Origin of the sequence: Pseudohoeflea suaedae (assembly GCF_004354915.1) — a bacterium.
Classification (GTDB): domain Bacteria; phylum Pseudomonadota; class Alphaproteobacteria; order Rhizobiales; family Rhizobiaceae; genus Pseudohoeflea; species Pseudohoeflea suaedae.
On record NZ_SMSI01000001.1, the window covers coordinates 252,694 to 275,505 of the forward strand.

The window sequence follows — 22,812 nt, forward strand, 5'->3', positions numbered from 1 at the left end:
ATCGGCAAAAGCCCGCGCCATGGCACCTGCCCGGCGGGACCGTCCGGTGCCGTCCGGATCAATGCCGGAAATGGCGCATGCCGGTAAACACCATGGCGATGCCCGCTTCGTCGGCGGCGGCGATCACTTCGGCGTCGCGCATCGAACCGCCCGGCTGGATGACCGCGGTCGCCCCGGCTTCCACAGCCGAGAGAAGCCCGTCGGCGAAGGGAAAGAAGGCGTCGGAAGCGACCACGCTGCCCTTGGTCAGCATGCCGGCTTCACCGGCGGCTTCGGCTGCATCCTGCGATTTGCGCGCAGCGATCCGGGCCGAATCCACCCGGCTCATCTGGCCCGCGCCGATACCGACGGTCGCGCCGTCCTTCACATAGACGATGGCATTGGACTTGACGTGCTTGCCGACCTTGAAGGCAAACAGGAGGTCCTCGATCTCCTGCTCGCTCGGCGCCCGCTTGGTCACCACCTTGAGATCGTCCCTGGTGATCACGCCATTGTCGCGGCTCTGCACGAGCAGCCCGCCCGAAACGCTCTTGTAGGCCATGCCGGGTGCTGCGGGGTCCGCCAGCGCGCCCGTGACGAGCAGGCGCAGATTCTTCTTGGCGGCAATCACCTTGCGTGCGTCATCGCTGACCGAAGGCGCGATGATCACCTCGGTCATCAGCTTGACGATTTCCTCGGCCGTCTCACCGTCGAGCTCGCCATTGAAGGCGATGATGCCGCCGAAGGCCGACACGGGATCGCAGCGCAGCGCCTGGCGATAGGCATCCAGCAGCTTATCGCCCACGGCCACGCCGCAGGGGTTGGCATGCTTGATGATGGCGCAGGCCGGCCTGCCACCGCCGAACTCGCTCACCAGTTCGAAGGCTGCATCGGTATCGTTGATGTTGTTGTAGGACAGCTGCTTGCCTTGAAGCAGTTCGGCCGTCGCCACGCCCGGACGGCTGTTTCCGTCGACGTAGAAGGCCGCGCTCTGGTGCGGGTTCTCGCCATAGCGCATGACGTCGCGCAGCGAGCCGCCAAAGGCGCGATGGCGCGGAGCCTCCAGGGCCAGGGCCTCGGCAAACCAGCCCGAAATGGCCGAATCATAGGCCGCGGTGCGCGCATAGGCGAGAGCAGCGAGTTCCTTGCGCAGTCCGAGCCCGAGCGCGCCGCCGTCGGCCTCGATCGCATCGGCGACCCGGTCGTAATCGGCGGGATCTGTCACGATCCCGACATAGGCATGGTTCTTGGCCGCCGCGCGGATCATCGCCGGACCGCCGATGTCGATATTCTCGACCATGGTGGCATAGTCGCCGCCCGAGGCACGGACTTCCTCGAACGGATAGAGATTGATCACCGCCAGATCGATCGCGCCGATATTGTGCGCCTCCATGGCCGAGATGTGCTCGGCATCGTCGCGGATGGCCAGCAGGCCGCCATGAACGCCGGGATGGAGGGTCTTCACGCGGCCATCCATGATTTCCGGAAAACCGGTCAGTTCGGAAACGTCGCGCACGGTCAGTCCGGCCTCGGCGATCGAACGGGCGGTGCCGCCCGTCGAGACCAGTTCGACGCCCGCCTTCGACAGCCGCGTCGCAAATTCGATCAGGCCGGTCTTGTCGGAAACCGAAAGCAAAGCCCGCTTGACCTGCACCCGCTCGGGGGCCGGATAATTCTTGGAAATGACAGCCATGTCGCGCGTCCCTGTCGCCGACCCGTTCAGGACCGGCCTTTCATGTGTGTGAGGATGGCGCGGGAGTTAGCACATCGCCCGTGTGCTGCAAACCGCCAAGGCCGGGCTTTTGCCATGCAAATGGACGCAGTTTGCGGGGTAATTTTCAGTCCCGGCCCGAAACGCGCGAAAAGCTCCAGCGGATCTCCGCGGTCTCGACGGGTTGAAAGGCAATCGCGATCTGTCTGCACGCACGCGGACCGGCCAGATCTGCGAAATGCACGTCGTCCTCGATCTCCGGCCGGACTTCGGTGCAGTTGAACGACCAGCTTTCGCCGTCGCCCGCCGTCATCAGGATCGTCCCGTCATCATGCTGATGGATGGCTACATTGGGGTGAACATGGAAACGGGCGACGGCCTGATCGCGGTCATCCCGCGGCATCGCCCTTCCCCCGACACGGAATATCCGGTCCCGGCCGGTCAGCATCCGCCCATCCGGCGAAAGGATGATTTCGCGCTGGTGCAGCTTGTCGTAGGGACTTGCATAGCCGTCATGGGTGGCGGCAAAGCCGATGGTTCCGTCGGACTTGTCGAGGTTCTCGATTTCGACCTTCGAAACCCCGCCGACCACAACAGGCCCGAGAAAGGCCGAGTGCGAATAGCGCAGCGAAGACGAATCGTTGAGGGTGACCGTCGAGTGAGCCGCCGTCATCCGCGCGAAGTCGCTATGCAGCCGATTCACGTGAAACGGTCCTCCCGCATTGACGATGAAGCGCGCGCCGCCCGAGGAGAGTTCGAAGGAATTGCAGCCGGCAAAGGCGCTGCGCGACAGGCCTCCGGTCGGTGGCGGGCCGGTATCGGCGATCACCACCGTCGGTCCCGCAGCCAGTCGCTGGAACCGGGAATGGGGTGCCTCGCGGAACGGCACACCCGAGGAATCGTCATAGCGCAGAACGGCGAACAATGCGTTGGCCGAAGCCATGGTCGCGCCGTTGAAGAGCGACAATTCGCCGTTGGAATGGCGGAAGAATTTCAGTGCCGCGAAGATGCGGTCGATTCCGGGCGTCATCCGCGGCGGCAGGCGCGACCCGACATTCACATAGGTCTGCCTCAGCGGCAGAAGATCGGTGAGCAGGTTGAGGAGCACCTGCGGGTTGCGCGAAACATGCCCGCCATCGGGAAGGATCTGCCGCGCGATCTCCTCGTCGAGATGCCGGGCCGCTCCCTTGATGGCATTGCCGCTGACGGGCAGGCAGAGGCTCGACATGGCAAGCGCGATCCGTGCCCTGAACCGCGCCTCCCCCGGAGCGATGCCTGGCGCGACATGGCGCAGAAACCGCACCTGCAGGGCGATCGATTTGAGAAAACGCCGGTAGAACCCGTGATCGGCGCCGCGCAGCACCACCGGCGAATGAGAGAACCAGGCAATCAGACGGGTGGAAAGGATGTCCGGCCGAAAGGATTGCGAGTTGAGCTGCCGGCCATGGGCGGCAATCCAGTCATCGACCAGGCTGCGCGCGTTCGCCGCCGCAAGATCGTGGTTGGCGGCACGCATGTGACGCAGCCAGCCGAATCCGTGAAGCTCTTCGAAAAAGCCGGGTGTCGGAGCGTCCAGCTGGAACGGCGATTCCCCCTCGGTATCGAGAAGCGTGCCGGCAAACGGAAAGCGGCCATAATAGATTTCGGTCGCGATATGGGGGTCGGCCACGCGCAGGTCGATCGGCGCGACGATGAGCCGGTTTGGCACAGTGCCCGCGAAACGCACGGCCGAAATCCGCCCGAGCGCCAGCCTGCGCGAAAAACGCTGCCAGGCTTCGGTGACGTAAAATCCCGTCGTGCGGCGACTATCGGCGAGCGAAAAGGTCAAACATTGAGGTCCCTGGCTGCAAGTCCGTTCCCGACCGGGAAAACAATTTGCAAAATCACGGACTGTCCACGTCCCGTCTAGCAGTGGACCGATTTGGTTAACAATAGGTTTTTATCGATGTATCAAGATGACAGCGTAAAACCCGTCCATGCCCCCGATCTGGGGGATGTCGGCCGCAAGCATGGCAGGATGTGTGCGCACCTCGCCGCGTGCGGTGATCGCGCCTTCGAGACCCGGCAGAAGCTCCGGCGACACGGGCGAAATCGTCCACTCCGGATGATCGGCGAGAAAATTCGAGATCATCTCCTCCCCCTCTTCCGGATCAAGCGAACAATTCGAGAAGACCAGTGCGCCGCCCGATCTGACCAGCGTCACCGCATGGTCGACCAGACTGCGCTGGACGCGGGCAAGCTTGGTGATGTCTTCGGCCGACTTGGTCCAGACCACATCGGGGTGACGGCGCACCGTACCGGTGGACGAACAGGGCGCGTCGAGCAGAACGGCGTCGAATCCAGCCTCGTCGCTCACCTTCTCCGCCCGGTCCTTGCGGGTATCGGCGGAAAGCCCGAGCCGGGCGAGATTGCCCTCGAGCCGTTTCAGCCGGCTGGCTGACTGGTCGAACGCCACGACATCGCCGCCGGCGAGAATGAGCTGTGCGGTCTTGCCGCCGGGCGCGGCGCAGAGATCGGCAACCCGCTTGCCCGCAAGCGATCCGAACAAGCGGGCCGGTATCGCGGCGGCCGCGTCCTGCACCCACCAGGCGCCCTCATCGAAGCCGGGCAGGTCGGAGACCGGCGGGCCGCCGGGCGCAATGCGCACCGTGCCCGTCGGAAGAACGGTGCCGCCGAGCCTCTCGGCCCAGCCCGCGGCATCCTCGCGCACGGTCAGATCGAGGGGCGCTGGCACTTTCAGAGCCTCCGCGATCGCCGCGACCGTGGCCGCGTCATAGGCGCAGCGCAATCGCTCCATGAACCATGCCGGAAAGGGATCGGTGGCATCCGCCACCCTGGCCGGCAGCGTGTCGCGCTCGCGGATCAGCCGCCGCAGAACCGCGTTGACCAGCGAGGCGAAGCGGCGATTGCGCGGATCGGCATCGGCCTGGCTGACGGCAAGATCGACGGCCGCGTGATCGGCCACGTCGAGGTGAAGGATCTGCGCGATCGCGATTGCGAGAAGGTGACGCAGCGAGCGGGCGCCGGCAGGCAGCGGCTTTTCGGTCAGCCCGTCGATGATCGCATCGATGACGGTGAGATGGCGCAGCGCGGTCAGCAGGATCGCACGAACCAGACCGCGGTCGGACTCCGAAAGCGCCAGGAAATGCGGATTGCCGTGTTCGCGGTCCAGAAGCCCGTCGAGCGACGCCTTGCCGTCGACCACCGCGCCCAGAAGGCGGGTTGCGGCGATGCGGGCCTGCAGCCCCGGCTTGGCATCATGGCGCGACTGGTCGCGATCCCGGCGGTTCGAGCGTGCCCTGCCGCGCCCCTTGCCATCGGCCTGCCTCGCAGGCCCGTTCGACTTTGCTTCGGTCAAGACCAGGGCCCGCGACGTGAACCACCTTCACGCCCCCAGGGGCCGGACGCGGGACCGGTCGCTTGGGTGCGCGACCACGGACCTTCGGCGGCCTCCGCCTGCGGCGATCGGGGCGACATTTCAGCCGCCATCTTCTTGAGCGCGGCGATGCGGTTCTCGGTCGCCGGGTGCGTGGAGAACAGATTGTCCATGTTTTGGCCGTTCAGGGGATTGATGATGAACATATGGGCCGTCGCCGGATTGCGTTCGGCCTCCTCGTTGACCACCCTTTTGGCCCCCATGGCGATTTTCTGCAAGGCCGAAGCGAGCCACATCGGATCGCCGCATATTTCAGCCCCGCGCCGGTCGGCGGAATATTCGCGCGTCCGGCTGATCGCCATCTGCACCATTGCGGCGGCAAGCGGGGCCACGATCATGGCGACGAGCACGCCGATGATGCCGAGACCGTTATTGTTGCGGTTGCCGCCGAAGAAGAAGGCGAAATTGCCGAGCATGGAAATCGCACCGGCGAGCGTGGCCGTGATCGTCATGGTCAGCGTATCGCGGTGCTGCACATGGGCGAGTTCGTGCGCCATCACGGCCGCCACTTCCTCGTTGCTGAGCGCATGCAGCAGGCCGGTGGTGGCGGCAACCGCGGCATTTTCGGGGTTGCGGCCGGTGGCGAACGCATTGGGCTGCGGATTGTCGATGACGTAGACCTTCGGCATGGGCAGGCCGGCATTCTGCGCGAGGTCCGCCACCATGTGGTAGAATTCCGGCGCCGTGCTGGCATCGACCTGCACGGCATTGTGCATGCGCAACACCATCTTGTCGGCGTTCCAGTAGGAAAACAGGTTCATGGCCGCTGCGATCACGAAGGCGATCATCATGCCGCCGCTGCCGCCGATCAGGTAGCCGGCACCCATGAAAAGCGCGGTCATAAATGCCAGAAGCATGGCCGTGCGAACGAGGTTCATCCGTTTTCTCCGGTTCCTGCGCCCTCGCCCGGACTGGCCACGGCGCTTCGGTTCCATTAGAAAATGGGTAAGACATGAGGTTTGTTCAATATGACTGATGGAACCGAGAGCCCGGACGAAACCGCCGGGCAGGCCGAACCGAAAAGGGTTCTACCCGCGGCAGCCACGCGCGCCCTCGCCGAAGCCGCGGCACGGCGCGAGAAAGCAGAAGCCGACAGGCTGGAAGCCGAACGCGAAGTCGGCGGCCGCGGCGGCGCCGATCCCGCCCGCTACGGCGACTGGGAAATCAACGGCCGCGCGATCGATTTCTAGGTGCATGGCCGCAACCGGATACAATCTTTAATTGTTACATTATCATAGAATAATTTAAGGTTGCAATTATGGCCTCGGCCTGTTTCACTGCCCAGGTGGAAGAGGGAAATCTCATGTTTTATCGAGCTCTGATTTATTCGCTTGCCGTCCTGTTGTCGTTCTCAAGCGCATCCGCGCATGGCGGCGGGTGCAGGAAAAGCTCGCCCCCGGGCCAATGCTGCCACATGGACAACAGCACCGGAAACGTTCACTGCCACTAGGATTACAGGCGCGGGACGATGAACAGGTGGGAACATATCGCTTGCGCTCCATCCTTCCCCGTCGCCCTACCCTACCGTCCCCATTTGCCCGCTCACGAAGCGTTAACGCTGATTCACGTGAAACATTTCCGGGACTGATTGCGCATCAACGCCCGCTGGCCGGATCCGTGATGGCCACAAGGCACGTCAGCCTTAACCCCTGGATGCCGCGAATTTGGCATTGCTAATAAATGCGTTTGGTCCGAAACAGGGACCAGGGCATGGGGAGATTCATATGCGGTTTTCTGGAATAGGCGCGGTCGCGCTTCTTGCGGCTCTGGCAACGAGCGCGCGTGCCGACGAGCCGGTCGTCGAGGCCCGGTTGACGTGCAAGCAGATGTCGAGCTGCGAGGACGCCGTGATGCTGTGGTGTAACGGCTACAGCCGCGCCGATGGCGACAATGACGGCATCCCCTGCGAGAATGTCTGCCACAGCCTTCGTCAGGTCGATGAAATCCGCCGGGCGATCGGCTGCTAGGATCCGGACGATATCCCCGACATGCAAAAGGCCGCCCTTTCGGGCGGCCTTCGCAATTCCGGTTGCCGGCCGGTCGTCGAACCGTTGTCCGGCTGATCGGTTCGTTACACCGTCAGAGGCTGCTCCGACGGAGTACGATCCGCATAGACCGAACCGGAACCCTGGAATCACTCGACATCGGATCACCTCCTTTCAATACGTTAATGACACACAGAGTGTGGGGTCGATCGGCAGTCTTGGCAAGAGGCGGGCATGAAAAAACCCGCCCGCCGGCATGCGGCGAGCGGGTGATGTTCAACGGCGCCAAGCCGGGATCAGGTCACTTCCTGTTCTGCCGGTTCTCGATCAGATCGTCGACGACGGCCGGATCGGCGAGCGTCGAGGTATCGCCCAGCGAACCGAAATCGTCCTCGGCGATCTTGCGCAGGATACGGCGCATGATCTTGCCCGAGCGGGTCTTCGGCAGGCCCGGCGAGAACTGGATCTTGTCGGGAGAAGCGATCGGGCCGATCTCGCCGCGCACATGCTTGACGAGCTCCTTCTTCAGCTCCTCCGAACCTTCCACGCCTTCCATCAGCGTGACGTAGCAGTAGATGCCCTGCCCCTTGACGTCGTGCGGATAGCCGACGACCGCGGCTTCCGATACCGCATCGTGGGAGACGAGCGCGCTCTCGACTTCCGCCGTTCCCATGCGGTGGCCCGAGACATTGATCACGTCGTCGACGCGGCCGGTGATCCAGTAATAGCCGTCCTTGTCGCGGCGGCAGCCGTCACCAGTGAAATATTTCCCCTTATAGGCGGAGAAATAGGTCTGCACGAAACGCTCATGGTCGCCATAGACCGTGCGCATCTGACCGGGCCAGGACTGGCTGATGCAGAGATTGCCCTCGGTGGCACCCTCGAGAACGGCCCCTTCGGCATCCACGAGCTGCGGCTCGATGCCGAAGAAGGGCCGCGTCGCCGAACCGGGCTTGAGGTCGGTGGCGCCCGGCAGCGGCGTGATCATGATGCCGCCTGTCTCCGTCTGCCACCAGGTGTCGACGATCGGGCAGCGCTTGTCGCCGACGACCTTGTAATACCATTCCCAGGCTTCCGGATTGATCGGCTCGCCCACCGAGCCGAGCGTCCTGAGCGATTTGCGCGAGCTCTTCGTGACATGATCGTTGCCTGCGCCCATCAGCGCGCGGATGGCGGTCGGGGCGGTGTAGAAGATGTTGACCTGGTGCTTGTCGACCACCTCCCAGAAACGGCCCGGCGTCGGATAGTTCGGCACGCCCTCGAACATCAGCGTGGTGGCGCCGTTGGCGAGCGGTCCGTAGACGATGTAGGAGTGACCGGTCACCCAGCCCACATCCGCGGTGCACCAGTAGATGTCGCCCTCGTGGTAATCGAAGACATATTCGTGGGTCATCGAGGCATAGACGAGATAGCCGCCGGTCGTGTGCAGCACACCCTTCGGCTTGCCCGTGGAACCCGAGGTGTAAAGAAGGAAGAGCGGATCTTCCGCCTTCATCTTGGCGGGCGGGCAGTCCGGCTTCGCCTCGGCCATGGCCTCGTGGTACCAGATGTCGCGCTCGTCGTACCAGGCCACCTTGCCGGCGGTGCGGCGGACGACCAGCACGTTGCTGACGATCACGCCGTCGCGCTTGGCGATATCGACCGCCTTGTCGGTATTGTCCTTGAGCGGGATCTTGCGGCCGCCGCGCAGCCCCTCGTCGGCGGTGATGACGAAGGTCGATTCGCAGTCGACGATGCGGCCGGCCAGCGCATCCGGCGAAAAGCCGCCGAAGACGATCGAGTGGATCGCCCCGATGCGGGCGCAGGCGAGCATCGCATAGGCCGCTTCCGGGATCATCGGCATGTAGATGGTGACGCGGTCACCTTTCTTCACGCCGTTCTTCTTCATCACGTTGGAGAGCCGGCAGACATGCTCGTACAGCTCGTTATAGGTGATCTTCCTGTCGTCATAGGGATTGTCGCCCTCCCAGATGATCGCCACCTGGTCGCCGCGCTTCTTCAGGTGCCGGTCGATGCAGTTATAGGCGACATTGGTCTGGCCATCCTCGAACCACTTGATCGAGACCTTGCCGTCGAAGCTGGCATTCCTGACCTTGCTGTAGGGCTTGAACCAGTCGATCCGCTTGCCGTGCTTCTTCCAGAACTTGTCGGGGTTCCGGATGCTCTCCTGATACCATTTCTCATAGGTATCATTGTCGATGTGAGCACGTTTCTTGGCACCCTTGGGGACTTTGTAGACGTCGGTCATGAATTCCTCCTCACCATGATCCGCGCTTCGCCGGCGCGGTTCAGACCCTTAAATCCGGCACCTTCATAACAGCGCTCGACGACATCGCAAATTAGACAATGGAACCGGTCATCCATCGACCATCATCGGGCCTTGAAAGTTGAATTGCAATTGCGCGGCGAAACAGCTATATCGACCGCCATTCCCGGAATTAGTGGTTTTACTTTCCACGGCCCGCGCCACCGGAGTGGGCGGACAGGAGGATTCTATATCCATGGCTCAGCAGCTACTCATGCCCAAGGCGACGGCCGTCTGGCTGGTCGACAACACCGCGCTCAGCTTCGACCAGATCGCCACGTTCTGCAAACTTCACCCGCTCGAGGTGAAGGCGATCGCCGACGGCGAATCCGCGCAGGGCATCAAGGGCCTCGACCCGATTTCGACCGGCCAGCTCTCGCGTGACGAGATCGCCCGCGCCGAGGCGGACGGCAACTACAAACTCAAGCTCTCCGAGCCGAAGGTTCGCGTGCCCGAAGCCAAGCGCAAGGGGCCGCGCTACACGCCGGTTTCCAAGCGCCAGGATCGCCCGAACGCCATCCTCTGGCTCGTGCGCAACCACCCCGAACTCAAGGATGCGCAGGTCTCCCGCCTCGTCGGCACCACCAAGTCGACCATCGAGCAGATCCGCAACCGCACCCACTGGAACTCGGCCAACCTCACCCCGATGGATCCGGTGACCCTCGGCCTGTGCAGCCAGATCGACCTCGACCTCGAAGTCGACCGCGCCGCCAAGAACCGCCCGGTCACCGATGAAAACGACAGCGTGCTGGTTTCCGCCCGCGAGACCGAGAACTTCGCCGCACCGGCGGAGGACAGGTCCGAGGACGACGAGATCGACGCCGATGCCGTTTTCGCCAAGCTCTCCTCGATGAAGAGCAAGCCGGAAGACGACGAAGACGACGACGATCGGCATTGAAGGCGGGAAGCCTTCCCCAGACACGAAAAGCCGGGCCTTGCGCCCGGCTTTTTTGTTCTTGGCTGGTTGAGCCCTGCGCTCAGTCCCTGACGGGCACGGTGTAGTTTAGCGGCAGCCGGCCCCCGTCGACATAGACGACCTGACCGGTCATGTAGCTCGAATCGTCCGAGGCGAGGAACGCGGCGACCGAGGCAATCTCGCTCGCCTCACCCACCCGGCCGATCGGCGTACGCGACAGGATCCTGTTCTTGGCGTCCGGATCGTTGTTAACCGCGGCCAGCATGTCGGTCATGATCGAGCCGGGACCGATCGCATTGACGCGAATCCCGTGCGGCGCAAGCGCCAGCGCCATCACTCTGGTGAGTTGCTTCACCGCGCCCTTGGATACCGAGTAGGGCACCTGGTTGGGAAGCGCCACCGTGTCGTTGATCGACGACATGTTGATGATGCGGCCCGGCTTCACGCCGTCTTCGAGCTGCTTGACCATCTGGCGCGCCGCGGCCTGGCCGCACAGGAAGGCGCTCTTCAGGTTGACCCAAATCACGCGATCGAAATCCTCTTCCTCGATCTCGAGAAAGTCGGCCTGGTGAACGATGCCGGCATTGTTGACGAGAATGCCCAGCGGCCCGTGATTGTCCACCGCAGCGGTGATCAGGTTGTGGACGTCGAGCCGCTCGGAAACGTCGGCCTCGACGAATTCCACCGTCCCCACGGCGGCCAGATCGCGCTCGGCTTGCTTGCCCGCCTCGACATCGACATCGGCGATGACGACCTTCGCGCCTTCCTCCGCCAGGCGCCGGGCAATGGCGAGGCCGATCCCCTTGGCGCCGCCGGTGACGATTGCGGTTTCTCCATCAAGACGCATGTGAATTCCTTTCAGTGCGGCGGGCCGAACTGCCCGCTTCGGTATTGCGGGGCAAGATGCCGCCGCCCCACTGCAGGGTCAATCTTTCATCCCGCCTTTCATCCGGCGCCACACCCCGCGCCTCACCTGCCGTCCTTCAGGATACCGCGCTCGCGCAGCGTCGCGGTGATCTCGTCGAGAATCGCCGGATCGTCGATCGTGGCCGGCATCTTCCAGCTTTCACCATCGGCGATCTTCTGCATGGTGGCGCGGAGGATCTTGCCCGAGCGCGTCTTGGGCAGGCGGTTGACGGTCATGACGATCTTGAAGGCGGCCACCGGGCCGATCTTCTCGCGCACAAGCGCCACGATCTCGGCCTCGATGTCGGCCATGTCGCGCTCCACCCCCGAATTGATGACGACGAAGCCCGCCGGCAGCTGCCCCTTCATCGGGTCGGCTATGCCCACGACGGCACATTCCGCGACATCCGGATGGCTGGCGATGGCCTCTTCCATGCCGCCCGTCGAAAGCCTGTGGCCGGCGACATTGATGATGTCGTCGGTGCGCGCCATGATGAAGAGATAGCCGTCCTCATCGACATAGCCCGCATCCGCCGTCTTGTAGTAGCCGGGGAACTCGGTGAGATAGGCATCGCGGAACCGCGCCTCGGCATTCCACAGGGTCGGCAGGTTGCCTGGCGCCAGCGGCAGCTTCACCACGATGTTTCCGAGCGTCCCGGGCCCGACCGGATGCCCCGCATCGTCGAGCACCTCGATGTCATAGCCAGGCATGGCGACGGCCGGGGAGCCGTGCTTGACCGGCAGCATCTCGATACCGGTGGGATTGCCCGCGATCGTCCAGCCGGTTTCCGTCTGCCACCAGTGATCGATGACCGGCACGCCAAGCATCGCCTCGGCCCACTGGATCGTGTCCGGATCGGCCCGCTCTCCGGCAAGGAAGAGCGTTCGAAGCGAAGAGAGATCGTACTTGCCGATGAACTCGCCCTTCGGGTCCTCCTTGCGGATCGCGCGGAAGGCCGTGGGCGCGGTGAAGAGAGCGGCCACCTTGTATTCCTCGATGATCCGCCAGAAGGTGCCGGCATCCGGCGTACCCACCGGCTTGCCCTCGAAGACGATCGTCGTATTGCCGTGAAGCAGGGGCCCGTAGACGATATAGGAATGGCCGACCACCCAGCCGATGTCGGAGGCCGCCCAGTAGACCTCCCCCGGCTTGACGCTGTAGATGGCGTCCATCGACCAGTTGAGCGCCACCATGTGGCCGCCGGTATCGCGTACCACGCCCTTGGGCTGCCCGGTCGTTCCCGACGTGTAGAGGATATAGAGCGGATCGGTTGCAGCCACCGGAACGCAAGCTACGTCGCGGCCGCGGTTCTTCTCCATCAGCGTCAGAAAATCATGATCGCGACCCTCGACCAGATCGCAGACCTGTTCCTCGCGCTGGACGATTATGGTGTTTTCGGGCGGCGTCGACACCATCTCGATCGCCCTGTCGAGAAGCGGCTTGTAGGAGACGATGCGCCCCGGCTCGATGCCGCAGGATGCCGAAATGACGAGTTTGGCCTGGCTGTCCTCGATGCGGGTTGCCAGTTCGGCGGCGGCAAACCCGCCGAAGACGACGGAATGCACCGCCCCAAGACGCGCGCAGGCGAGCATCGCCATGATCGCTTCCGGCACCATCGGCATGTAGATGATGACCCGGTCGCCCTTCGACACGCCGAGATCGGCAATCGATGCCGCAAGCGCCGTGACCTCGCCGAGCAGTTCGGAATAGCTATAGGTCTTCTTCTTGCCGGTGACCGGGCTGTCATAGATCAGCGCCGCCTGGCCGCCACGCCCGTTCTCGACATGCCGGTCGAGGCAGTTGTGGCAGGTATTGGCCACCGCATCCGGAAACCACCGGCCATAGGTTCCCATGTCCTTGTCGAAGATCCGGTCGGGATCGCTGAACCAGTCGATGGCCCTGGCCTGTTCGCGCCAGAACCCTTCGGGGTCGGATTTCCAGGAATCGTAGACTTCGCGATAAGCGCCCTGCATGACTCACCTCCACCCGGGCGCCTCCACGCGCCCGCTCCTCACTGAACCGCGGCGAAACTAGGCTTCTTCGCTTTCAGGCGAAACACTACCTTGGGCTAGGTTCGGGCCCGCGCGCGCCGCATGCCGTGATACAAACTGTCGCACAGTCGCGCCCGCCCGGCCAGATGAGCCGGACCGCAAATGATGGAGATGGGGAAACCGCCGGCTCAGGCGGGATAGTCGCGCGCGCCGAAGATCGCGCTGCCGACACGGACTTCCGTGGCTCCGAAGGCGACCGCGATCTCGTAGTCGCCGGACATGCCCATGGAGAGCTTCTCCAGGCCGCATTCACCGGCGAGCTTGGCGAGAAGCGCAAAATGCGGACCGGGGTTCTCGTCGACCGGTGGAATGCACATCAGTCCCTCGATCCAAAGACCGAGTTCATCGCGGCACATAGTCACGAAGGCGACCGTCTCCTCGGGCGCGATCCCCGCCTTCTGTTCCTCGCTGCCGGTATTGACCTGGACATAGAGTTTGGGAGAACGGCCCTGCTTCTCCATCTCCCTGGCGATGGCACGCGCGATCTTTTCCCGGTCGATCGTCTCGATCACATCGAAGAGCGCCACTGCATCCTCGGCCTTGTTGGACTGCAGCGGACCGATCAGATGGAGTTCGATATCGTCGAAATCCTCCTTCAGCCCCGGCCACTTGTCCTGGGCTTCCTGCACGCGGTTCTCGCCGAAGACACGTTGGCCGGCCTCGATCACCGGGCGGATGGCATCCGCATCGTGGGTCTTGGAAACGGCGACCAGACGCACCGATCCTCTTGCCCTGCCGGCATCGGCCTCGGCCGTGGCGATCTGGTCGAGAACGATAGTAAGATTGTCTTGCGCGCTCATGGTTTTTCCGTCCCGTGGCAGTCTTGTCGGATCAGTCGAACATCGCGGTCTTAGGTCATGACCGGGCGATTGAGAAGGCCGGGAAGCGCCGTTCCTGCCATCAAGGGGCCATTCGGCGCCACTATGCGGGCAGTTGCAGTTGACGCTTGGCGGCTTTCATGGTGAAGGTCGCCCCGACAAATCGGCCCTTTTCGGAATATTTCACATGGCAGTTGAACGTTACAATCCGCGCGACACGGAACCCCGCTGGCAGAAGGCCTGGGATGAGGCGCGCCTTTTCGAGACCCGGAACGACGACCCGCGGCCGAAATACTACGTGCTGGAAATGTTCCCCTACCCGTCCGGCCGTATCCATATGGGCCATGTCCGCAACTACACGATGGGTGACGTCATTGCCCGCTGGCGCCGCGCCATGGGCTACAATGTGCTCCACCCGATGGGCTGGGACGCGTTCGGCCTGCCGGCGGAAAACGCCGCGCGCGACAACAAGGTCAACCCGCGCAACTGGACCTATGCCAATATCGAGACCATGAAGGGCCAGCTCAAGACCATGGGCCTGTCGCTCGACTGGGCGCGTGAACTGGCGACCTGCGATCCGGCCTATTACCGCCACCAGCAGAAAATGTTCCTCGACTTCTGGAAATCCGATCTCGTCGAGCGCAAGTCCGCCAAGGTGAACTGGGACCCGGTCGACATGACCGTGCTTGCCAACGAGCAGGTGATCGACGGCCGCGGCTGGCGATCGGGCGCACCGGTCGAGCAGCGCGACCTGACCCAGTGGTTCTTCAAGATCACCTCGATGAGCGAACAGCTGCTCGATGGCCTGGAAACGCTCGAGCGCTGGCCCGACAAGGTTCGGACCATGCAGCAGAACTGGATCGGCAAGTCGACCGGTCTCGCCTTCGAGTTCGGCCTCAAGGGTGCGCCTGAAGGCTTTGACAGTCTGCCGGTCTTCACCACCCGCGCCGATACGATGTGGGGGCCGACCTTCGCCGCGATCGCCGCTGATCACCCGCTGGCCAAGGCGCTGGCGCAGGATAATCCGGAGATTGCCGCCTTCACCGCAAAATGCCGCGCCATCGGCACCTCCGCGGCGGCCATCGAGACGGCTGAGAAGCTTGGCTACGACACCGGCCTGAAGGTCACCCATCCGGCAGACCCCGATTTCGAACTGCCGCTCTGGATCGCCAATTTCGTGCTGATGGACTATGGCACCGGCGCCATTATCGGCTGCCCGGCGCACGACCAGCGCGACCTGGATTTCGCCCGCAAATACGGCCTGCCGGTCGTCGATGTCTTCAAGCCGCTCGACAGCGATGCATCGGTCGGGGACGAGGCCTTCACGCCGGCGAAGACGGAGAAGGTGCGCTACGTTCACTGGCACGGCGAGCCGGGAACGGAGATCACCTGCCAGGAAGCGATGGACCGCACCCTCGCGCTCTACGAGGAAAAGGGCTGGGGCCAGGGGCGCGTGCAGTACCGCCTGCGCGACTGGCTGATCTCCCGCCAGCGCTATTGGGGCTGCCCCATCCCGGTCATCCACTGCGATGATTGCGGCGCGGTGCCCGTTCCGGCCGATCAGCTGCCGGTGGAACTGCCGATGGATGTCACTTTCGACAAGCCGGGCAATCCGCTCGACCACCATCCCACTTGGAAGCACACGTCGTGCCCGAATTGCGGCAAGGATGCGCGCCGCGATACCGACACGATGGACACCTTCGTCGATTCCTCGTGGTACTATGCCCGTTTCACCGATCCCTGGAACGAGACCGAGCCGACAACGCTCGACTATGTGGACGGCAAGAACGGCTGGCTGCCCGTCAACCAGTATATCGGCGGCATCGAGCATGCGATCCTGCACCTTCTCTATTCGCGCTTCTTCGCCCGCGCGATGAAGGCCACAGGCCATCTCAACACGGTCGAGGAACCGTTCGAGGGCCTGTTCACGCAGGGCATGGTCGTCCACGAGACCTACAAGGTGCCGGGCGAGGGTTTCATCACCCCCGCCGAGATAAGGATCGACGACATAGATGGCACCCGTAGCGCCAGCCGCCTCTCGGACGGCGCCACGGTGGAAATCGGTCCGATCGAGAAGATGTCGAAGTCGAAGAAGAACGTCGTCGACCCCGACGATATCATCGCGACCTATGGCGCGGACACCGCCCGCTGGTTCATGCTGTCGGACTCCCCGCCGGAACGCGACGTGATCTGGAGCGAGGCGGGCGTCGAGGGCGCACACCGCTTCGTGCAGCGCCTGTGGCGCCTCGTCGCCGAAGCCGCGCCTTCCATCGCCGGCGTCGCTGCGTATCCGGCTAAGGATGGTCCGCTTTCCGCTACCTCGAAAGCTGCTCACAAGACCCTCAAGGCCGTCGGCGAAGATCTCGGCCGGCTCCAGTTCAACAAGGCTGTGGCCCGTATCTACGAACTGACCAATCTGCTGTCCCGCGACCTTTCGGCGCTCGACGAGAAGGCCGGCGCGGAGACAAGGGCAGCCCTTCGCGAGGGTGTCGAGTTTCTCGTCGCCATGATCGCGCCGATGATGCCGCATCTGGCCGAAGCCTGCTGGCAGGAGATCGGCGGCACCGGTCTCGCTGCCGAACAGGCCTGGCCGGCATTCGATCCCGCACTTGTGGTCGACGATGAACTGGTGCTGCCGGTTCAGATCAACGGCAAGAAGCGCGGCGAACTTTCCGTGCCCGCGGATGCCCCGCCGGAGGAAATCGAGGCAGCCGCCCTGGCCCTCGATGCCGTACGGGTTGCGCTCGAGGGAAAACAGCCTAAAAAGGTGATCGTAGTTCCGAAAAGGATCGTCAATGTCGTCATCTAGACAGGTTCTTCGCGGCCTCGGTATCGCTTCCCTTCTCGTAGCGGCCGCGCTCTCCCTCTCCGCATGTCAGGTTCGTCCGCTCTATGCAGACATGGAGGGCAAGGAGCGCTCGATCTCCATCACCGAGCCCGGTTCACGCGTCGAGCAGGTCGTTCGCAATGAATTGATCTTCGCCTTTTCGGGCGGCTCCGGCGAGCCTGCCAATACGGCCTACCAGATGGATCTGAAGGTCACGGCGAAGGAGACGGGCGTCCTCTCCGCCGGAACCAACGACGAATTCACCGCAGCCCGTGTCGTCGTGATCGGTGCCTACAAGATGATCGATCAGGCAACCGGCAAGACCCTGTTCACAGGCGAACGACAGGCGGTGGCCCAGGTCGACAATCCCGACCAGGAATATGCCGATGTGCGCGCCATCCGCGACGCGGAGAATCGTGCAGCCCGCGAAGCTGCGGCGTTTCTCAATGCGGATATCGCCGGCAAGTTCTCACGCATGGGTCTCTGATGGCCGAAATCAAGGCGCATGAATTTGCGTCGCTGTCCCGCGGCGGTCGGATCTCCTACCCGATTGCGCTGATATTCGGTCCCGATCGCGGTCTTGTGGCGGAGCGCGGCACGGAAATCGCGAACAATTCCGGCGTTGACCTGAAGGATGACTTCTCGGTCGTCCGCATGGACGCCTCCGAGCTGTCCGGTGATCCCGGCCGCCTGATCGATGAAGCCAATTCCGTCAGCCTTTTCGGTGGCGACCGCCTGATCTGGATCCGCAATGCGGGTGCGGAAAAAGGTCTGGTCGATGCACTTAAGGTCCTGGCCGGAACCGACCTTCCCTCTACCCGCATCATCATCGAGGCCGGGGATCTCAAGAAATCGAGCCCGTTGCGAAAGCTTGTGGCCGAGACCCGGACTGCCGTTGGCGTTCCCTGCTATGCGGATGACCCGCGCGCGGTCCAGGCCCTGATCGACGAGGAGCTGAAATCAGCCGGGCTTTCCATCGCCAGCGACGCCCGCGCCCGGTTGACCAGCATGCTCGGCGGAGACCGGCTCGCAAGTCGAGGGGAACTTCGCAAGCTCGCGCTTTACTGTCACGGTAACGGCCAGGTAACGGAAGAAGACGTGATTGCCGCCATCGGCGACGTCGCATCGCTCTCCGTGGACGATGCCGTCGATGCAGTTCTCGGCGGCGATCTGCGCAAGCTGGACATGGCTCTCGATCGCATCGAGAAATCCAAGCTCTCGGTCTTTCTCGTCCTGCGTGGGCTGATGTCGCAGTTTCTGCTGATGGATCTGATGCGCGCCGAAATGGAAAATGACGGGCGCCAGCTCAATGCCGTGATGCAGGGCCGTGGCCGCGCCATTCATTTCAAGCGCAAACCCATCTTCGAAAAGGCGCTGCGCAACTGGTCCCTCGAGCTGATCCGCAAGGAGATCAAGCGCTTCGAGGATGCGATCTTCGAAACTAGAAACAAGCCGGCCATTGAATTCGCCCTGGCGCGAATTGCACTCATGCGAACATGCCTGATATCGGCCCGCCTTTCCGGCGGACCGCGTTTCATGCAAGGCTAGAAATAGCCTAACCTATTGTTTTATATCATAGATCTGCGCCGAGAATTCGGCACAGGGATTCAAGCTGGTCGAGACTTTTGTAATCGATCTTGAGCGATCCGCCACGGCCTTTGTGACTGACGGCCACTTTCAGGCCCAGGCGATCGGTGAGATTGCGCTCCAGCGCCAGCGTGTCCGCGTCCTTCTCGACGCTCTTTTTCTCGAGCTCTTCCGATACGCCCTGCTCGGCGCGCTGGGCATCCTTCTGCGCGAGCTTTTCCGCATCGCGAACGGACAGGCCGCCATCGACGATCTGCCGTGCAAGCGCTTCCGGATCGGACGTCGAAACGATCGCGCGGGCGTGACCGGCGGAGAGTTCACCGGACGACAGCATCTGACGAACCACGTCAGGCAGTTTGAGAAGACGAAGCGAATTGGCGACGTGGCTGCGGCTCTTGCCGATAACTTCCCCGAGATCGTTCTGGGTATAGCTGTACTGCGCGATCAGCTGCTCGTAGCCGAGTGCCTCGTCAAGCGGGTTCAGATCGCTGCGCTGGACGTTCTCGACGATGGCGATCTCGAGCGCCGTACGATCGTCGACATCGCGGACCAGAACCGGAATCTCCACCAAGCCGGCGAGCTGCGCCGCACGCCAGCGGCGTTCACCGGCGATGATCTCGAAATGATCGGCGGCCATGGTCCGCACGACCACCGGCTGGACGATGCCGTGCTTGCGGATGGACGAAGCAAGCTCCTCGAGCTCGGACTTGTCGAACGACCGGCGCGGGTTGTTGGGATTGCGGCTGACATGTTCGATCGGCACGAGGCGATCGGGCCGAACCGGCGCCCTCGAAGCGGCATCACCGGAGGCCGGCTGGTCGATTTCCCCGATCAGTGCGGCCAGTCCGCGGCCGAGGCGTTTCTTGGTGTCGTCTGCCATCTTACCCGTCCATGCTCTGCGATATGCGTCAGGCTGCCTTGCGGCTGCGTTCGCGCTGTATGACTTCGGAAGCAAGCTGCAGATAGGCCTGGCTTCCGGCACATTTGAGATCGTACAGGATCGCGGGCTTGCCGTAAGACGGAGCCTCGGACACGCGCACATTGCGGGGGATCAGCGTCCTGTAGACCTTCTCACCCAGATGCGAGCGAACATCCTCGACCACCTGCTGGGCGAGATTGTTGCGTGCATCATACATCGTCATCACGATGCCCTGAATATCGAGCCCCGAATTGAGCGTATCGCGCACCCGCGACACGGTCTCCAGAAGCTGGCTCAAACCTTCAAGCGCGAAGAATTCACACTGCAGCGGCACCAGGATGGAATGCGCGGCCGCCATGGCATTCATGGTCAGGAGGTTGAGCGATGGCGGGCAGTCGACCAGGATGTAGGAATAGCGCCTGGCATCGTCGGCCTGAACGGCATTCTTGAGGCGATAGATGCGGTCCTTCTCGCCGGCGATTTCAAGCTCGACACCCAGAAGATCCATCGTCGAAGGGATAATGGAGAGATGCGGCACCACGGTCTGCATCGCCGTTTCCGACACCGATGCACCATTGGTCAGGATGTCGTAGGTCGAAGATGCACGATCACGACGATCGACCCCGAGACCCGTGCTGGCATTGCCCTGCGGATCGAGATCGACGATCAGCACTTCCTCGCCGATGGCGGCAAGTGCCGTTGCCAGATTGATTGCTGTGGTGGTCTTGCCGACGCCGCCCTTCTGGTTGGCGATGGTGATGATCCTGTTCGAGGCCGCCCTCATGACTTGCCTGCGCCTATCTTCTCGAGTTGTCGGACCTGCAGGATGACGGATCCGTCCAGCACCCTGGAAGGATGTTCTACCAGATCGAATTGCCAATTCCCACGCGCTATCGCCACTTCATCGCGATATCCAAAGCCTTTATGGAACCAGCACTCCAGCGTCGGATTCCTTTTGGCAACGGGTTCTACGAATGCGAGCAATTCATCGAGAGACGAAAGCGCACGCGCCGATATGGCCTGCGGTTGATCGATCGTCGGGATCGCGGCCTCGATGCGCGCGGGATGAACCGAGGCCCTTGCACCGGTTTCAGTAATGGCCGTTCGCAGGAAGGCCGCCTTCTTGTTGTTGCTCTCGATGAGGTGAACCCATCCCTCCCCCGCCTCGGCGAGACAAATCGCCGTGACGAGACCGGGAAAGCCGGCGCCGCTTCCCAGATCCGCCCACACCTTGGGCTCGGGCGTGAGGGCGAACAGCTGAAGCGAATCCTCGATATGGCGGCTCCACAGTTCGTCAAGCGTGCTGGGCGCGACCAGATTGATGGACTTCTGCCATTTGCGGACGAGCGATTCGTAGGTCTTCAGGCGGTCTCTTGTTTCACGTGAAACAAAACGGGAATCCCCGGAATTTTGCGGCTTCATTGTAGATTATCCAGCATTTACAGCAGCTTGCACGCGACCAGACCTTTTGAGATTGGCCAGGACAAGTGCCACGGCAGCCGGCGTCATTCCCTCGATCCGTTCCATCTGACCGATGGATGCCGGGCGCGCGGTGTTGAGCTTCTTCTTCAGCTCATTGGAAAGACCCGGCAGCGAGCCATAGTCGAAATCGTCGGGAATACTCCGTCCCTCTTCCTTCTGACGCGCTACCACCTCTTCCGCCTGGCGCTCGAGATAGACGGCATAAGCCGCATCGATCGACATCGCCTCGAGAACCTTGGCATCGAATGCGCCGAGCTGCGGCCAGATCCGCATGACGCGCTCGAGCGAGATATCCGGGTAGGAAAGGAGGGTGAAGGCCGAACGGCGAATACCATCCTTGTTCAGAGCCAGGCCATGGATTTCAGCCTCGTTCGGCGAGACACTGACAGTCTTCGCCAAGGCGATACATTTCGCCACCGAATCGGAATAGGTTTCGAACTTGGTCCGGCGCGCTTCCGAGACGATACCAAGAGACATCGCCTTCGGCGTCAGCCGCATGTCGGCATTGTCGGCGCGCAGTGACAGGCGGAACTCGGCCCGCGACGTGAACATGCGATAAGGCTCGGTCACACCATGCGTGGTCAGATCATCGACCATCACACCGATATAGGATACCGTCCGGCTGAATTGCACCGGACCGCGACCGGTCGAGATCATCGCGGCATTGAGACCGGCAACCAGACCCTGCGCAGCGGCTTCCTCATAACCGGTCGTGCCATTGATCTGACCGGCGAGGTAAAGTCCGGTGACCGCACGCGTCTCGAGCGTCGGCCGCAACTCGCGCGCATCGACATGATCATATTCGATCGCGTAGCCATGCTGCTTGATGCGAACATTCTCAAGTCCGGGAATGGACCTCAGAAACAGGTCCTGGACATCTTCGGGAAGCGAGGTCGATATACCGTTGGGATAGATCGTATCGTCATCCAGACCCTCCGGCTCGAGGAAGATCTGGTGCCCGTCGCGCTCGCCGAAGCGGACGATCTTGTCCTCGATCGACGGGCAATAGCGCGGGCCCACGCCTTCGATCCTGCCTGAATACATGGCGGAGCGATGAATATTCTCCTCGATGATCCGGTGGGTTTCGCTCGTCGTGCGGGTAATTCCGCAGCGGATCTGCCTTTGCGGGACCTCGTCCGTCATGAATGAGAAGGGAACCGGATCTTCGTCGGCATCCTGCCAGCTTACCTTGTCCCAATCGATCGTCGTACCATCCAGGCGCGCCGGCGTGCCGGTCTTGAGACGTCCGAGCTTGAAGCCGAAACCCGTCAGCGTATCCGACAGGCCGAGTGACGGCGCTTCACCGACACGTCCGGCCGGCACGGTCCGATCGCCGATATGGATCATCCCGCGCAAGAACGTACCTGTGGTGAGGATGACCGCCTTGGCTGCAATGCTTCGCCCGTCCTTGAGCTTGACGCCGGTAACAGCCCCGTCGGCGTGCTCGAGATCCCATGCCTCGCCTTCCAGCAGTTCGAGATTGGGTTGCGCCTTGAGCAGGTCCTGGATCTTTTCGCGATAGAGCTTGCGGTCGGCCTGTGTCCGGGGACCGCGCACGGCAGGACCTTTGCGCCGATTTAGCAGACGGAACTGGATGCCCGCATGGTCTGCAGCAATACCCATGATGCCATCCATCGCGTCGATCTCGCGAACAAGATGACCCTTGCCGAGACCGCCGATCGCCGGATTGCAAGACATGACGCCGATCGTATCGATACGATTGGTCAGCAGAAGCGTCCTGGCGCCGGCACGGGCGGAAGCTGCCGCAGCTTCGCTGCCGGCATGACCGCCACCAATCACAATGACATCATAATCCATGGTTCACTCTCCCCTTCCAGGGGTGATGCGGTTGGACTCATAGCGGGTAGTGCCCGAGAATTGCACCTCGG

General features: G+C 62.7%; 18 protein-coding genes. 6 read left to right on the top strand and 12 right to left on the bottom strand.

Annotation, left to right across the window (positions count from 1 at the left end):
• Window positions 1-58: 58 nt before the first annotated feature.
• From purH to htpX, 4 genes are all read right to left on the bottom strand, one after another.
• Window positions 59-1,672 carry a bifunctional phosphoribosylaminoimidazolecarboxamide formyltransferase/IMP cyclohydrolase gene (gene purH / locus E2A64_RS01235; RefSeq protein ID WP_133282630.1) on the bottom strand — a complete coding sequence of 538 codons (1,614 nt, stop codon included), beginning with the start codon at window positions 1,670-1,672 and terminating at the stop codon, window positions 59-61.
• A gap of 145 nt (window positions 1,673-1,817) precedes the next feature.
• Window positions 1,818-3,518: a heparinase II/III family protein gene (locus E2A64_RS01240; RefSeq protein ID WP_133282631.1), complete on the bottom strand. Its 1,701-nt coding sequence runs from the start codon at window positions 3,516-3,518 to the stop codon at window positions 1,818-1,820.
• A gap of 111 nt (window positions 3,519-3,629) precedes the next feature.
• Entirely contained in the window at window positions 3,630-5,054 is a 1,425-nt protein-coding gene (locus E2A64_RS01245; RefSeq protein WP_428977459.1) for an RsmB/NOP family class I SAM-dependent RNA methyltransferase, read from the bottom strand.
• Window positions 5,045-6,004, bottom strand: a complete 960-nt coding sequence (gene htpX, locus E2A64_RS01250; RefSeq protein ID WP_133282633.1) for a zinc metalloprotease HtpX — start codon at window positions 6,002-6,004, stop codon at window positions 5,045-5,047. Before htpX ends, E2A64_RS01245 begins: the two co-directional genes overlap by 10 nt.
• A 90-nt stretch (window positions 6,005-6,094) precedes the next feature.
• Between htpX and E2A64_RS01255 the strand changes: the two genes are divergently transcribed.
• Window positions 6,095-6,316, top strand: coding sequence for a DUF1674 domain-containing protein (locus tag E2A64_RS01255; protein ID WP_133282634.1), 222 nt, complete (start codon window positions 6,095-6,097; stop codon window positions 6,314-6,316).
• Between the two features lie 534 nt (window positions 6,317-6,850).
• Window positions 6,851-7,093, top strand: coding sequence for an excalibur calcium-binding domain-containing protein (locus E2A64_RS01260; protein ID WP_133282635.1), 243 nt, complete (start codon window positions 6,851-6,853; stop codon window positions 7,091-7,093).
• A gap of 319 nt (window positions 7,094-7,412) precedes the next feature.
• On the opposite strand, the gene acs is transcribed toward E2A64_RS01260, so the two are convergent.
• A complete protein-coding gene (gene acs, locus E2A64_RS01265) occupies window positions 7,413-9,359 on the bottom strand; it encodes an acetate--CoA ligase (RefSeq protein WP_133282636.1) in 1,947 nt (648 codons plus the stop codon).
• A gap of 253 nt (window positions 9,360-9,612) precedes the next feature.
• Here acs and E2A64_RS01270 point away from each other — a divergent pair, with 253 nt between their 5' ends.
• A complete protein-coding gene (locus E2A64_RS01270) occupies window positions 9,613-10,314 on the top strand; it encodes a DUF1013 domain-containing protein (RefSeq protein WP_133282637.1) in 702 nt (233 codons plus the stop codon).
• A gap of 79 nt (window positions 10,315-10,393) precedes the next feature.
• Here E2A64_RS01270 and E2A64_RS01275 read toward each other — a convergent pair whose 3' ends face one another.
• The 3 genes from E2A64_RS01275 to E2A64_RS01285 all read right to left on the bottom strand — a co-directional run bounded on the left by E2A64_RS01275 (window position 10,394) and on the right by E2A64_RS01285 (window position 14,090).
• Window positions 10,394-11,179, bottom strand: a complete 786-nt coding sequence (locus tag E2A64_RS01275) for an SDR family NAD(P)-dependent oxidoreductase (RefSeq protein ID WP_133282638.1) — start codon at window positions 11,177-11,179, stop codon at window positions 10,394-10,396.
• A gap of 122 nt (window positions 11,180-11,301) precedes the next feature.
• Window positions 11,302-13,212, bottom strand: a complete 1,911-nt coding sequence (locus E2A64_RS01280; RefSeq protein WP_133282639.1) for a propionyl-CoA synthetase — start codon at window positions 13,210-13,212, stop codon at window positions 11,302-11,304.
• 206 nt (window positions 13,213-13,418) lie between these two features.
• Window positions 13,419-14,090, bottom strand: coding sequence for a YggS family pyridoxal phosphate-dependent enzyme (locus E2A64_RS01285; RefSeq protein ID WP_133282640.1), 672 nt, complete (start codon window positions 14,088-14,090; stop codon window positions 13,419-13,421).
• 205 nt (window positions 14,091-14,295) lie between these two features.
• On the opposite strand from E2A64_RS01285, the gene leuS reads away from it, so the two are divergent.
• Genes leuS through holA form a run of 3 tightly spaced genes read left to right on the top strand, consistent with a single transcriptional unit; the run spans window position 14,296 to window position 18,483 of the window.
• A complete protein-coding gene (gene leuS / locus E2A64_RS01290) occupies window positions 14,296-16,917 on the top strand; it encodes a leucine--tRNA ligase (RefSeq protein ID WP_133282641.1) in 2,622 nt (873 codons plus the stop codon).
• Window positions 16,904-17,422, top strand: a complete 519-nt coding sequence (locus E2A64_RS01295; protein WP_133282642.1) for an LPS assembly lipoprotein LptE — start codon at window positions 16,904-16,906, stop codon at window positions 17,420-17,422. Before leuS ends, E2A64_RS01295 begins: the two co-directional genes overlap by 14 nt.
• The gene (holA, locus tag E2A64_RS01300) at window positions 17,422-18,483 is read left to right on the top strand and encodes a DNA polymerase III subunit delta (protein WP_133282643.1); all 1,062 of its coding nucleotides are present in this window, start codon (window positions 17,422-17,424) and stop codon (window positions 18,481-18,483) included. Before E2A64_RS01295 ends, holA begins: the two co-directional genes overlap by 1 nt.
• Before the next feature lie 25 nt (window positions 18,484-18,508).
• On the opposite strand, the gene E2A64_RS01305 is transcribed toward holA, so the two are convergent.
• From E2A64_RS01305 to mnmG, 4 genes are read right to left on the bottom strand one after another with little or no spacing between them, the layout of a single operon-like run.
• On the bottom strand, window positions 18,509-19,402 hold the full coding sequence (locus E2A64_RS01305) for a ParB/RepB/Spo0J family partition protein (protein ID WP_133282644.1): 894 nt from the start codon (window positions 19,400-19,402) through the stop codon (window positions 18,509-18,511).
• A 28-nt stretch (window positions 19,403-19,430) separates the two neighbouring features.
• A complete protein-coding gene (locus E2A64_RS01310; RefSeq protein WP_133282645.1) occupies window positions 19,431-20,225 on the bottom strand; it encodes a ParA family protein in 795 nt (264 codons plus the stop codon).
• Window positions 20,222-20,863 carry a 16S rRNA (guanine(527)-N(7))-methyltransferase RsmG gene (gene rsmG / locus E2A64_RS01315; RefSeq protein ID WP_133282646.1) on the bottom strand — a complete coding sequence of 214 codons (642 nt, stop codon included), beginning with the start codon at window positions 20,861-20,863 and terminating at the stop codon, window positions 20,222-20,224. The genes E2A64_RS01310 and rsmG overlap by 4 nt, the downstream gene beginning before the upstream one ends.
• 6 nt (window positions 20,864-20,869) lie before the next feature.
• Window positions 20,870-22,741 carry a tRNA uridine-5-carboxymethylaminomethyl(34) synthesis enzyme MnmG gene (mnmG, locus tag E2A64_RS01320; RefSeq protein WP_133282647.1) on the bottom strand — a complete coding sequence of 624 codons (1,872 nt, stop codon included), beginning with the start codon at window positions 22,739-22,741 and terminating at the stop codon, window positions 20,870-20,872.
• Window positions 22,742-22,812: the final 71 nt, after the last annotated feature.

Excerpts from the sequence above, each read along its gene's own strand:
- purH (WP_133282630.1), bottom strand. The coding sequence starts at position 1,672 with ATGGCTGTCATTTCCAAGAATTATCCGGCCCCCGAGCGGGTGCAGGTC.
- htpX (WP_133282633.1), bottom strand. The coding sequence starts at position 6,004 with ATGAACCTCGTTCGCACGGCCATGCTTCTGGCATTTATGACCGCGCTT.
- E2A64_RS01255 (WP_133282634.1), top strand. The coding sequence starts at position 6,095 with ATGACTGATGGAACCGAGAGCCCGGACGAAACCGCCGGGCAGGCCGAA.
- E2A64_RS01260 (WP_133282635.1), top strand. The coding sequence starts at position 6,851 with ATGCGGTTTTCTGGAATAGGCGCGGTCGCGCTTCTTGCGGCTCTGGCA.
- acs (WP_133282636.1), bottom strand. The coding sequence starts at position 9,359 with ATGACCGACGTCTACAAAGTCCCCAAGGGTGCCAAGAAACGTGCTCAC.
- E2A64_RS01270 (WP_133282637.1), top strand. The coding sequence starts at position 9,613 with ATGGCTCAGCAGCTACTCATGCCCAAGGCGACGGCCGTCTGGCTGGTC.
- E2A64_RS01275 (WP_133282638.1), bottom strand. The coding sequence starts at position 11,179 with ATGCGTCTTGATGGAGAAACCGCAATCGTCACCGGCGGCGCCAAGGGG.
- E2A64_RS01280 (WP_133282639.1), bottom strand. The coding sequence starts at position 13,212 with ATGCAGGGCGCTTATCGCGAAGTCTACGATTCCTGGAAATCCGACCCC.
- E2A64_RS01285 (WP_133282640.1), bottom strand. The coding sequence starts at position 14,090 with ATGAGCGCGCAAGACAATCTTACTATCGTTCTCGACCAGATCGCCACG.
- leuS (WP_133282641.1), top strand. The coding sequence starts at position 14,296 with ATGGCAGTTGAACGTTACAATCCGCGCGACACGGAACCCCGCTGGCAG.
- E2A64_RS01295 (WP_133282642.1), top strand. The coding sequence starts at position 16,904 with ATGTCGTCATCTAGACAGGTTCTTCGCGGCCTCGGTATCGCTTCCCTT.
- holA (WP_133282643.1), top strand. The coding sequence starts at position 17,422 with ATGGCCGAAATCAAGGCGCATGAATTTGCGTCGCTGTCCCGCGGCGGT.
- E2A64_RS01305 (WP_133282644.1), bottom strand. The coding sequence starts at position 19,402 with ATGGCAGACGACACCAAGAAACGCCTCGGCCGCGGACTGGCCGCACTG.
- E2A64_RS01310 (WP_133282645.1), bottom strand. The coding sequence starts at position 20,225 with ATGAGGGCGGCCTCGAACAGGATCATCACCATCGCCAACCAGAAGGGC.
- rsmG (WP_133282646.1), bottom strand. The coding sequence starts at position 20,863 with ATGAAGCCGCAAAATTCCGGGGATTCCCGTTTTGTTTCACGTGAAACA.
- mnmG (WP_133282647.1), bottom strand. The coding sequence starts at position 22,741 with ATGGATTATGATGTCATTGTGATTGGTGGCGGTCATGCCGGCAGCGAA.